Below are 10179 nucleotides of genomic sequence, written 5' to 3' on the forward strand. Positions count from 1 at the left end.
GAAATTCTGCGGCCGAAGGCGTTGCGATCGGCCTGTATCTACCCGGTAAAAGACGAATGAGTATTATCTTAAAGCAGCAAACATGCATCGGGAGAGATTATTGTGCCAAGCAAAAAGGCAATTGTTACGGGTGGGGCGAGCGGCATTGGGCTGGCGACGGTGCGACTGCTCTCATCGCTTGGGGTTGAAGTTGCTGTAAATCATCTTCCCGACGATTCTTCGGCTCTCCGAGTCATTGACGAGCTGCAGGCCGCAGGCTTGTGCGTTTATTCAGCGCCCGGAGACGTCTCGAACCAAGATTCAGTCACTCGTTTCGTTGGAGATGCCGTCCAGCGCCTTGGAGGCCTCGACTATCTGGTGAATAGCGCGGGAACATCCGGCGGAGCTGATCGTATACCGTTCCAGGACCTCGGTGCGATGTCGGGAGAGGTTTGGACACGCGTCTTGTCGACGAACCTGACAGGACCTTTTTGGTGCGCCTCCGTGGCTGCGGATGCCTTGAAATTTTCTAATGGTGCGATCGTCAATGTTGCTTCCATTGCAGGTCTGGGAAGGCGCGGCAGCAGCATCGCCTATGCGGCTAGCAAGGCCGCGTTGATCAACCTGACCAGGTCGCTTGCAGTCGCTCTGGCTCCCGAGGTTCGCGTGAACGCCGTTGCCCCTGGTTTTGTAAACTCCGCATGGACGGCCAATAGGACGCACGAAACCCGCGAGCGAGCGCGACAGGGATCACTTTTGGAAAGGGTCGCCGAACCAGACGATCTCGCTGAGGTGATCGTTTTCCTGCTCACCAAAGCGTCCTACGTAAATGCTCAGACAATCGTCGTCGATGGAGGACAATCCTGATCAGTTTTTCTTAATAGTCTTTTTGAGATTTCGAGCCTGCCGGTGAGCAACTTATGGATGAAGTGTATGCAACGTCAAGAACGACTGATGGGATCCACTGCCTTCGAATTGGCCTGCTTCGTTACCGAGACGACATCCGGAACGGTGCCGCCCAAAGCACGCGAGTATGCCTCGATGCTTATTGCAAGCACAGTGGCTAGTGCGGCCTCAGGCCTCGCTGAAAACTCGTGTCAAATTATGCGCCAACTGGAGCTCGAGCGAGGAGGTCGGCAGGACGCGACCATGTGGTTCGCGCAAGGCGCCAAGGTGCCGCTTGCCGCGGCTGGCAGAGTCAATGCGCTGATGAGTGATTCAGCGGCTTCCGACGACAGCGACCTGCGCAACATGGTGCATCCTGGTACCACGGTCGCGGCTAGCTCGCTGGCTGCAGCGGAGCTTACTGGGGCATCCGGAGGTGACATACTGGATGCCATAGTTCTCGGCTATGAGGTAGCGGGTAGGATCAATACGGCAGTCATTCCTGGCTTGCGCGAGAAGGGTTATCACGGATGTATCGTGGCGACCTTCGGCGCAGCCGCCTCGGCAGGTCGGTTACTCGGCTTGGACTCAATCAAAATGACCCATGCGTTGTCATTGGCCGCTAGTTCGGTCGGCGGGATAATGGCGGCGGCCAAGACCAGTACGTCCCGAGAGTATCACGCGGGATTGGCGGTGATGCTCGGTATGGAGGCAGCGCTTGCCGCGGGTCGCGGGTATCTGGGAGAGCCAACCATATTCGACGCGGCGGAAGGCTTTTTTCACATATATGGGGAAGGGCCGAAAGCACCGCAGGTTCAACGCATGTGCGCAGATAAAAGCACATGGCACATTTTGACTAACATGGCGATCAAGATGGTTCCTGGAGGGCATACTCTTCACGCGATCGCCGAGGCAGCGGTTCGCGCCGCGCGTGAGGGAGATGTCAGTTCTGGTGACGTCGAATCGATTACTGTCTCGATGCCTGGCGTGACAAAGTTGATAGGCCCTCAATACCCTGAAGATCTCGTTGGAATGATCCACAGTTCTGCATTTTTCTTATCTTCCGCTATCGTCAAAAAAGATTTCACATGGGGGCAACTATCGATGTCGAACCTGAGTGATCCGTCTATCAGAGAGCTTCTTGGAAAAGTTCAGGTCGGACCACCACCGCGGCAAGATCTGGAGCGTTTCTGTGAGGGTGGGATTGTGTCGATTACGGTCAAGTCCGGACGAACTTACACATCGACCGTTTACGCTCCTAGTGGATATTCTTTGCATGGAATAGATTGGGCCGATGTGGAGAGGAAGTATAAATCGCTTCTGCCGTTGGCAGGTGTATCGGGTGAACGCATAAGTTCTGGATGGACTTTAATCAGAAACTTCGATACTGCACCGAATGCTTCGGCCTTAACTTCCCTCTTGTAAGCGCTAGTTTAAAATCCCGATACGAATGGAAGGGCGGACACACGTTTGTGTGGTTGATCTGCTTTAATGGCCACATCAATATCCGGATACGATCTCCAACCTAATAAGTGGGCGACGTCACGTCCCATTATGACCAGTCACAGTCCTAAGATGGAAGTCCTGCCCGGCCCTGATCGCCGCCGTCGCTGGCCGAGGACAGAGAAGCTTACCATCATCCTAGAGCCATATTAGCCGGACGCTCCGGTGAGCATTGTTGCTCGCCGCTACGACATCCAGCCAAACGAGTTTTCACCTGGCAGGTTCAACGACTTCCCGAATAGCCGTGACTCAACTGCCTTTTGAAACGAACGCCGGCTTGAAATGGAATGCAAATAAGAATGGGCCATGATCGTGAAGGTGTCCAAGTGCCCGACCCGGTCGATCCACGTCGGGTTAAAGCCTTCTCCACGCGCCACCAAACATGTGGCGGCAATTTAGTACCCTCGAACCATTGTCGCGAGTTTCGTTGAGTGAGTGTGTATGCCCAAATGCGAGATCGGCAAACCGAAGTTTGGGTGTACATCCATAGTTCGGCGTGCTACATAATGAATGAACATTCAATTTCCCGCGCTGCACGTGCGGGCTCCCTGCTGTGGAGGCAGTTAGGGCAACGTTCGGAGGATTGCAGTGGTTATAGAAAATCAGCGGAACTTCGCGACCGGGTTGTTGTACATCGTGATAGGAATTGCGGTGATAATTGGTGCGTCTGGATATGAGATCGGCACAGCAGGGCGTATGGGACCAGGATACTTTCCCGCCGGCCTGGGAGCCGCTCTTAGCCTTGTAGGACTGGTCGTCCTTATCTCATCTTTCGGCAATGGGACCCGAACGCTAATCGGTGCTTGGCCTTTTCGGTGCATATTCATTGTTTTGTCTTCGGTGGTCGTATTCGGTTTTGCGCTGGAGCGCGTTGGGCTAATCATGTCCCTCCCGCTGCTGATCGGGATCTCATCGCTGGCGCACCCGCAATTCTCATGGCGCACGGTCTTGGGTTCAAGTGTGGTGCTTGTTCCGCTTGCTTGGTTGATTTTCATCCACTTTCTCGGCCTTCCCTTCCCATTGTTCCCAGAATTCTTGCAGTAAAAGGTGTCGTGGTGGATCTTTTCAACAATCTTCTGCTAGGCTTCGGCACAGCACTGTCCTGGTACAATCTTTTTTATTGTTTCCTAGGCTGCCTCCTTGGAACGCTAATCGGCATATTGCCAGGGCTAGGACCACTAGCGACGATCTCAATGCTTTTGCCGATTACTTTCGGGATGGACTCGACTTCGGCTTTGATCATGCTTTCCGGTATCTATTACGGAGCGGCCTACGGCGGCTCCACGACTGCTATTCTTGTGAATCTCCCAGGCGAAACGTCTTCAGTAGTCACAGTGATCGATGGCCATCAGATGGCGAGGCAAGGCCGGGCAGGAGTGGCGATCGCTACTGCAGCCATTGGCTCTTTCGCGGCGGGCTGTGTCGGCACGTTGGTTTTAGCGGCATTCGCTGCCCCGCTTTCACAGATGGCATATCGTTTCGGTTCTGCCGAATACTTCTCGCTGATGGTGGTTGGTTTGATCGGTGCAGTGTCATTGTCGAGCGGTTCTGTCATCAAGGCCGTTGGGATGATCATTGTAGGCATCATCCTTGGAACCATTGGTACTGACCTTGAGTCGGGTGTGCCGCGCTTCACCTTTGGCGTGGCCCATTTGTGGGATGGGCTTGATTTCATTGTAATAGCGGTCGGTCTGTTTGCATTCGGGGAAGTGATCGCAACTCTAGAGCATAAGGACGAAACGACGGAAGTCACGATGGCCGTTGGACGCCTTATGCCGAACAGGGAGGATTTTCGTCGAATGACCCCGTCGATCCTCAGGGGAACTGCATTGGGATCGATCCTCGGCATTCTTCCCGGGGCTGGTCTGTCGATTGCGTCTTTCATGTCCTACAGCTTGGAAAAGAAAGTTTCTCGGTATCGCCATCTTCTGGGTAAGGGTGCGATCGAGGGTGTTGCCGGACCAGAATCCGCCAACAATGCCGCCGCGCAGACCGCATTTATTCCGACTCTCACTCTGGGTATTCCAGGCGGTCCGACCATGGCACTCCTGCTTGGGGCTATGATAATGCATGATATCCAGCCTGGTCCGCAAGTGATGACTAAAAACCCGGAGCTGTTCTGGGGATTGATCGCGTCCATGTGGATTGGCAACCTGATGCTTGTAATGCTGAATCTGCCTCTCGTTGGCCTGTGGGTGAAACTTCTGCAGATCCCGTATCGCGTGCTCTATCCTGCGATTATGCTGTTCTGTTGCATAGGGGTATATGCAAGCCAGATATCTGTTCTAGATGTATATATCGCTGCGGGATTCGGGCTGGTTGGCTATGTACTCCGGAAGCTTGAATGCGAGCCGGCGCCCCTCGTATTGGGCTTCGTGCTGGGCCCGCTTATGGAGGCTCACTTCAGACGTGCCATGGTGCTGTCCCAGGGTGATCTCACGACCTTCATACGTGAGCCTATTTCGGCCAGCTTCCTCTTTGTGGCCCTGTTGCTTCTTTTACTTGCATTCATCCCGGTCTTCAGAAAAAAGATCGAAGTGGTGGATAACGGTTTCAACTGAACTTGACAAACCTCATCACAACCGAAGGGGCCAAACGCGGCCCTGCTCTCGAAGGTTATTAGAAGTTTTAGGGGATTGGGGCGTGGGATCGATACGGCTTCCCGACCATGCTCTAACTTGCTCAGGGGCGGATCTGTTGAAGGCTTACGCTGCTTGTGCACGTACCGCGCTCTCGCCGGTCCTGAATTCGGTAGCACTGTTCTACATTTCGAGTCGCTGACGAAAACTACGGTACTTCGTCACACCACCGCTCTGAGACGTATCCTCGTTATATCCGTCCATGACCAGCGTACCAGTTCAATTAACTCCAGTGAAAGCGAGATTGACACAACATTATGAATGAGCCATCATTCGTCATGGATCGGTCTATCACTTTGGAAGACGTGGCATTGGTATGATCCGCTCTGCGGCTGCCTGGTGCAATGGCTGGGAACAAGTGCGGTTTACCGATCCGAAACTTTGATCCCGCACCGAAGATTGAGGCCTCGAGCTTCTCTCTTGGCGCTAAATAGTTTGAATCGGGATACGAATGGTGAGGGCGGACACACGGTAAGGCGAGCAGTCAACCAGTGCTACCTCGTGGCGCACATAATTTCTGGAATGGGAAGTCTTGATGAAAAACGCCTTGATATATCAACTTGCTGACTTCGCTGCCGGTTGTCGGTACGAGGATCTACCGGAGCGGGTTGTCGAGGAGAGCAAGCGTGTTCTCCTAGATTCTATTGGCTGCGGACTGGCTGGCGTCGAACATGAAAAGGGTCAAATCGGCACTCGGTTCGGGCGTATGATGGGTGGCGACGAAGCAACGATCATTGGCTCGGGTGAGAAAGCTTCGGTCTGTGGTGCAGCATTTGCTAATGGAGAGCTTGTTAGCGCTCTGGATTTCGACGCGATCCTGCCTCCTGGCCATGTCAGCCCATACGCGATACCCGTAGCGTTGGCGGCAGGCGAGAGCGTCGGTGCATCCGGTCGCTCTCTCATCGCGGCTATAGCTGTGTCGCATGAAATGTCGTGCCGGATGGGTAATGCCATGAGCCAGAACCGGGACACCGTTAACGGCAAGTCTGCTGATGCGCCTGTTCTCGGTTATGCCAGCACCGTCTTGGGGACTGCAGCCGCAGCTGCTATGCTGCGCGGACTCGGCACCACGAAGATAGCCGACACGCTCGGCATTGCGGCCGCAACATCTCCGGTAAACTCGCACAAAGCCTGGTGCCTCCACTCTCCTCCGTCGACCATCAAGTATATGTTGGCGGGCACCCTGACGCAGTCGGCGTTGACCGCCTCCTACATGGCAGAGTTCGGACATCGCGGAGATCATCAAGCTCTTGACGACGTCGAATTTGGATATGCGCGCTACATTGGCACGATTAAATGGGCTCCCGAAAACATAACAAACGGGCTCGGCTCGCTATGGACTTTCCCGGACCTGCAGTCCTACAAGATCTACCCTCACGTGCGCATCAATGCAGCGCCTCTAGATCTAATGATTGAAATCGTTGGAGCGCACGATATCAAAGTCGAAGAAATTGAATCGGTCAAAGCTTTCGGTGAAGGATGGGCTGAGCTTCCGTCATTCATGAACCGCAATATTCAGCATGTGCAGGACGCCCAGTTCAGCTTCGTTCACGCGCTCGCTGTGGCTGCTCATGGATACGAACCGGGTAAGCAATGGCAACGACCGGACGTCGTATTCAATCCTTCCGTGCTCAATCTCATGGAGAGAATAAGTTGGGAGGTTCATCCTAATTTCTTCAATGCGTATGCTGCGAACCCTTTGAGCCGACCATCCCGCCTAGAGGTCCACGCGCGGGGACAGGTTTTCGTAGGCGAGAAGGGCTACCCCAAAGGAAGCCCATCGTCAGATCCGTCCACCTATGCGACTAATGACGAGCTGATCGAAAAATTCAAGAAGAACGCCAGCGGCGTCCTCAAGGACTCCTCGTCCGACAAGATAATCGATGCTGTGTTTAATCTTGAAGACCTCACGGATATTCGTCAGTTGATGTACTATTCTGGGGGGGGCGATTGAAAAGCAATTGTCCCACAAATCCAACGGCGCCAAGCGATGTCGATAGCAAATTCACGACCTTCTCAGAAAGAAAATAGGCAGCACCGCCACAGCTGTGTTCAGAGAGTCACGCAGAGCTGCAATAGAAATGCAGAAGGCAGGTATAATGAACTTGCACTTGATGGCGGAGCAGCCAATCGATCTTAATAACGTTTGGAGGGCTCAATGCGTATTGGATTTATCGGCCTGGGCTTGATGGGAAAGGGAATGGCGGGGGGCCTTCAGTCCGCCGGCTACGATCTCGTCGTCCATGATCTCGCTCCTGAAGTCGCCAAGCCCTTTATCGACCGTGGGGCTCTCTGGGCCGGTGCGCCTAGTGAGTTAGCTGAAATGTCGGAGATAATTTTCACGTCTTTGCCGGGGCCTAGCGAGAGTGAAGCTGTAGCGTTCGGCAAAAACGGTCTATGGTGTGGGTTAAAATCCGGCTCGGTTTGGTTCGATCTAACGACAAACTCTGTCGAGGTCGTTCGCAGCTTACACGCGAAGATGGCGGAAAGGAACGTTTCTTATTTTGACGCGCCAGTTAGCGGTGGGCCCAGGGGCGCGGCAACTGGGCAGCTGGCCATCTGGGCAAGCGGCGATTACGAAGTTTACCTCCGTTGTGAACCTGTCCTGAAGGCCTTTGCCGAAAGAGCTCAGTACGTCGGCGAAGTAGGCTCCGGGACTATCACGAAACTTGTACACAACGCGGCGAATGCCGCCGTCAATGCGATTATGGCCGAGGTCCTCACAATGGGCGTGAAGGCTGGCCTTGAGCCGGCAACGCTCTGGAGGACCATCCGGACCGGCGTGATTGGACGGATGAGGACATTCGACAATGTCGGCAACCGATTCCTACAAGGGCGGCTCGATCCTCCGCACAGCGCTTTGACAATTACCTTAAAGGATGTTGGGCTAGCGCTTGAAATCGGACGCGAGAACAACGTGCCGATGCGTATTTGTAACCTCGTATACCAAGATATTGCCGAGGCGATCAATCGTGGCTGGAGCAATCGCGACAGCCAGTCCTTCCTTGTTCTCCAGCAAGAAAGGGCCGGCGTTCCACCGTTTGCCATCAGTGCCGAGCATATCGCTGAAATTGTCGCAGCGACTTAGGATTTCTGATTGATGTTTGTTCCCGGCCATCGTGCTTTGGCCGCTTTGTGTGTTCAGTATCAAAGGTACATTGGTGCGAGCGCACTTTGGCTGCGGTTCAGTAACGCAAAGAGTAACAGACTTGTTGCTACCACGCCTTTGACCTTGGCGCTTCATGTTCATCAGCCGTTAGATTTCTGGCGCATTGTCCATGACTAAAGTGTCACTAGGGCGTCTCGTGGAATACAAAAAGGGCATAGAGGATCCTTATGGCAGACATTCAATCTGCGTATGAGGTCAAGTAAATCATAGTTATGGGAGGAAAGAATGCTTGGTAGATATCTAAGAGTTTTCGCCTTACTTGGTGCGCTGTCTCCAGCGTCAGGTTATGCGCAAGAATTCCCGACGAAACCGATGACGCTAGTCGTGCCGTTTTCCGCTGGAGGCAGCAATGACGTAGTCGCACGTTATGTCGCGCAGGAATTAAGCTCGCTTTTCGGTCAGCCGATGGTTATCGAGAATCGACCGGGTGGTGGCACGTCGGTCGGCGCAATGCACGTCGCGCGAGCTGAGCCGGACGGTCATACGCTTTTACTTGCGTCGTCGTCTTACGCGACAAACGCCGCCTCGCGGACTGACCTCCCATTCGATCCTGTTAAGGACCTCGTTCCGGTTGGTATAGCCGGCAATGGCGACATAATGGTTCTAGGAAGCGCAAAGCTGAATGTGAGGTCCCTTCAGGAGCTCGCCCAAAAAGCCAAAGAAGGCAAGCTTTTCTATGGCACGACCGGTGCAGGCGGCAATATGCATTTCTATGGCGAACTGCTTAATGATGCGCTTGGCGTTTCCATGACGCCGGTGTCCTATCCGGGAGGCTCAGAGGCCTATCTGGACCTTGTGGCCAATCGCGTCGACGTTACCGTCGGTGCTGTCGCCGGCGGGTTGGCGTCGGTGCCAAGCGGCGCAGTTCCTTTAGCCATCTTGGGAAGAGATCGGGCTGCTGCTTTACCGAACGTGCCCACCGCAGCGGAGGCGGGTTACCCGAACGCTCTGGCCGACAATTACTGGACAATATTCGCTCCAGCGGCAACGCCCCCAGCAACAGTGCAAAAGCTTCACGATGGCATTCAAAAGGTCATGTCGTCGGCGGATGGCAAAGCGTTTTTGGCGAAGCTGGATGCACGGCCGGTCGATATGAACCCCGCTGACGTTGAAAAAAACCTGATCGACTCTATTGAGTATTGGAAAGGCTTGGCAAAGAAAATGGGGTTGATAAAGGGCTGATGTTTCAGCTGGTTAGAAACTACTGCGTTTGGTGCGGATTTAGGCTCCATATGCAGTGGTTGTATTAAGAGACGGTCGCCCAAAATTGTATCTGTGGAATACCGGCTGTCTGCGACGTGGTGGAATTTTGGTTCAGTGGGCAACGCGACCTGCCAGCGGTCAAGTAGCTTCGGGAAGGCAACTGGCATTCATTGCCGGCCCGACCGCGTCGTCTCGATGATAGGCAGACCAATCACGGGGCTATCGTTTCCAGGGGCACCACAATCGCTTGCACGATCGCGCCCGTCGCCCGCTGAAACTAGTCGTCATTTAGCAGAGCCAGTATCCCAACAATCGGATCGAACGGTGCTAAGCATATCACCGAATAGTCGCTGCTACTTAGGACTTCTGATTGATGTTTGTTCCCGGCCATCGTGCTTGGCCGCTTTGTGTGTTCAGTATCAAAGCTACAGTTGTGGTGGCGGTTCAGTGATGCCAACAGACATAATTTTCCACGCCTTTCTTGGGCGCTTCATGTTCATCAGCTGTTAGGTTTCTGGCGGCAATTGTCCATGACTAAAGTGTTACTAGGCGTCTCGTGGAATAAAAATAGGGCATGGAGGATCACTATGGCAGATACAATTCTGTGTATGACGTGAAGTATAATCATAGATATGGGAGGGAAGAATGCTTGGTAGATATCTAAGAGTTTTCGCCTTACTTGGTGCGCTGTCTCCAGCGTCAGGTTATGCGCAAGAATTCCCGACGAAACCGATGACGCTAGTCGTGCCGTTTTCCGCTGGAGGCAGCAATGACGTAGTCGCACGTTATGTCGCGCAGGGG

General features: G+C 53.8%; 6 protein-coding genes. All 6 read left to right on the plus strand.

Annotated elements, in window-relative coordinates:
• Positions 1-102 precede the first annotated feature (102 nt).
• The 6 genes from C8J36_RS23735 (at position 103) to C8J36_RS23765 (ending at position 9357) form a co-directional block, all read left to right on the plus strand.
• Positions 103-846, plus strand: a complete 744-nt coding sequence (locus C8J36_RS23735; protein WP_245506718.1) for an SDR family oxidoreductase — start codon at positions 103-105, stop codon at positions 844-846.
• A gap of 87 nt (positions 847-933) precedes the next feature.
• Positions 934-2289: an MmgE/PrpD family protein gene (locus C8J36_RS23740; protein WP_165915157.1), complete on the plus strand. Its 1356-nt coding sequence runs from the start codon at positions 934-936 to the stop codon at positions 2287-2289.
• A 1133-nt stretch (positions 2290-3422) separates the two neighbouring features.
• A complete protein-coding gene (locus C8J36_RS23750) occupies positions 3423-4928 on the plus strand; it encodes a tripartite tricarboxylate transporter permease (RefSeq protein WP_132537753.1) in 1506 nt (501 codons plus the stop codon).
• Positions 4929-5541: 613 nt separating this feature from the next.
• Entirely contained in the window at positions 5542-6960 is a 1419-nt protein-coding gene (locus C8J36_RS23755) for an MmgE/PrpD family protein (RefSeq protein WP_132537748.1), read from the plus strand.
• Positions 6961-7164: 204 nt separating this feature from the next.
• The gene (locus C8J36_RS23760) at positions 7165-8094 is read left to right on the plus strand and encodes an NAD(P)-dependent oxidoreductase (RefSeq protein ID WP_132537749.1); all 930 of its coding nucleotides are present in this window, start codon (positions 7165-7167) and stop codon (positions 8092-8094) included.
• A 306-nt stretch (positions 8095-8400) separates the two neighbouring features.
• Complete coding sequence (locus C8J36_RS23765) at positions 8401-9357, plus strand: tripartite tricarboxylate transporter substrate binding protein (protein WP_132537750.1); 957 nt, start codon at positions 8401-8403, stop codon at positions 9355-9357.
• Positions 9358-10179 lie beyond the last annotated feature (822 nt).

Source organism: Rhizobium sp. PP-F2F-G48 (assembly GCF_004342335.1).
In the GTDB taxonomy this organism is placed as follows: Bacteria; Pseudomonadota; Alphaproteobacteria; order Rhizobiales; family Rhizobiaceae; genus Ferranicluibacter.